A 2,802-nucleotide genomic window follows, 5' to 3' on the forward strand; every position below is an offset into this window, starting at 1 on the left:
CTCGATGCCGAGTTACTCATGGAGGCTGACTCTTCACTCGTCGAAGTAGAGTTGCTCATTGAGGCTGACTCTTCACTCGTCGAAGTAGAGTTGCTCATTGAGGCTGACGCTTCACTCGTCGAAGTAGAGTTGCTCATTGAGACCGATTCTTCACTTACTGACTCACTGCCAGCTTCGGATGCTGACGTGCTATTGGCAATTGATTCATTTGTCGAAGTCGAGTTTACCTCTGACGTTGACGTACTGAGTGATGTGGAGTTTTCTTCACTTACTGACTCACTGCCAGATTCGGATGTGGATTCAGATTCGCTGGCTGATTCACTCTCACTCGTTGAAGTGCTTTCTGATTCAGAAATAGATTCAGATTCGCTGGCTGATTCGCTCTCACTTGTTGAAGCACTTTCAGACTCGGACGTGGACTCTGATTCACTTTCACTCGTCGAGGTGCTTTCAGACTCGGATGTAGATTCCGATTCACTAGCAGATTCAGACGCACTCTCAGATTCTGAAGTTGATTCGGATTCGCTGGCTGATTCGCTCTCACTTGTTGAAGTGCTTTCAGACTCGGATGTGGATTCAGATTCGCTGGCTGATTCGCTCTCACTTGTTGAAGTACTTTCTGATTCGGATGTGGACTCTGATTCACTTTCACTCGTCGCGGTGCTTTCAGACTCTGATGTAGATTCCGATTCACTGGTTGATTCAGACGTACTCTCAGATTCTGAAGTTGATTCGGATTCACTTACCGACTCACTCTCACTTGTTGAAGTGCTTTCAGACTCGGACGTGGATTCAGATTCACTTACCGACTCGCTCTCACTTGTTGAAGCACTTTCAGACTCGGACGTGGACTCCGATTCACTCTCACTCGTTGAGGTGCTTTCAGACTCAGATGTAGATTCCGATTCACTAGTTGATTCAGACGTACTCTCAGATTCAGAAATAGATTCAGAGTCACTAGTTGATTCACTCTCGCTCATTGAGGTACTTTCTGATTCTGAAGTTGATTCAGATTCACTTACCGACTCACTCTCACTTGTTGAAGCACTTTCTGATTCGGATGTAGATTCCGATTCACTGGCTGATTCACTCTCACTCGTTGAGGTACTTTCAGACTCGGATGTAGATTCCGATTCGCTGGTTGATTCAGACGTACTCTCAGATTCTGAAGCTGATTCCGATTCACTGGTTGATTCAGACGTACTCTCAGATTCTGAAGTTGATTCGGATTCACTGGCTGATTCACTCTCACTCGTTGAGATGCTTTCAGACTCGGATGTGGACTCCGATTCGCTAGCAGATTCAGACGTACTCTCAGATTCTGAAGCAGATTCGGATTCACTGGCTGATTCACTCTCACTCGTTGAGGTGCTTTCAGACTCGGAAGTGGACTCCGATTCGCTGGTTGATTCGGACGTACTCTCTGATTCTGAAGTTGATTCGGATTCACTTACCGATTCACTGTCACTTGTTGAGGTACTTTCGGACTCTGAAGTGGACTCTGATTCACTCTCACTCGTTGAGATGCTTTCAGACTCGGATGTGGACTCCGATTCGCTAGCAGATTCAGACGTACTCTCAGATTCTGAAGCAGATTCGGATTCACTTACCGACTCGCTCTCACTTGTTGAAGCACTTTCGGACTCTGAAGTGGACTCTGATTCACTCTCACTCGTTGAGGTACTTTCAGACTCGGATGCAGATTCCGATTCACTGGTTGATTCAGACGTACTCTCTGATTCTGAAGTTGATTCGGATTCACTGGCTGATTCACTCTCACTCGTTGAGGTGCTTTCAGACTCGGATGTGGACTCTGATTCACTCTCACTCGTCGAAGTACTTTCTGATTCGGATGTAGATTCCGATTCACTTACCGACTCGCTCTCACTTGTTGAAGTACTTTCGGACTCGGATGTAGATTCCGATTCGCTAGCAGATTCGGATTCACTGGCTGATTCAGACGTACTCTCTGATTCCGAAGTTGATTTGGATTCACTGGCTGATTCACTCTCACTCGTTGAGGTGCTCTCAGACTTGGATGTAGATTCCGATTCACTAGCAGATTCAGACGCACTCTCAGATTCTGAAGTAGATTCCGATTCGCTGGCTGATTCGCTCTCACTTGTTGAAGCACTTTCAGACTCGGATGTAGATTCTGATTCACTGGTTGATTCAGACGTACTCTCAGATTCTGAAGTAGATTCCGATTCACTGGCTGATTCGCTCTCACTTGTTGAGGCACTTTCAGACTCGGACGTGGACTCTGATTCACTGGTTGATTCAGACGTACTCTCAGATTCTGAAGTAGATTCCGATTCACTGGCTGATTCACTCTCACTCGTTGAGGTGCTTTCAGACTCGGATGTAGATTCAGACTCGCTAGCAGATTCAGACGCACTCTCAGATTCAGAAGTTGATTCGGATTCGCTGGCTGATTCGCTCTCACTTGTTGAAGCACTTTCAGACTCGGACGTGGACTCCGATTCACTTTCACTCGTCGAAGTGCTTTCAGACTCGGATTCACTGACAGACTCAGATTCACTCGTCGAAGTCGATTCACTTGCTGACTCGGATGTCGATTCAGATTCACTTTCGCTGGCTGATTCTGATTCCGACTCGGATTCACTTTCTGATTCACTTGCTGACTCAGATGCCGATTCAGATTCACTTTCGCTGGCTGATTCTGATTCGGACTCGGATGTCGATTCAGATTCACTTTCGCTGGCTGATTCCGACTCGGATTCACTTTCTGATTCACTTGCTGACTCAGATGCCGATTCAGATTCACTTTCGCTGGCTGAT

1 protein-coding gene is annotated in these 2,802 nt (G+C 46.6%); it reads left to right on the top strand.

All coding sequences use genetic code 11. From position 1 onward, the window contains the following. Positions 1-2,802: hypothetical protein (locus QOS03_RS09000; protein ID WP_283576176.1), on the top strand; the 2,802-nt coding region annotated here is incomplete at both ends.

It is taken from the genome of Limosilactobacillus pulli (assembly GCF_947381555.1).
Lineage (GTDB): Bacteria > Bacillota > Bacilli > Lactobacillales > Lactobacillaceae > Limosilactobacillus > Limosilactobacillus pulli.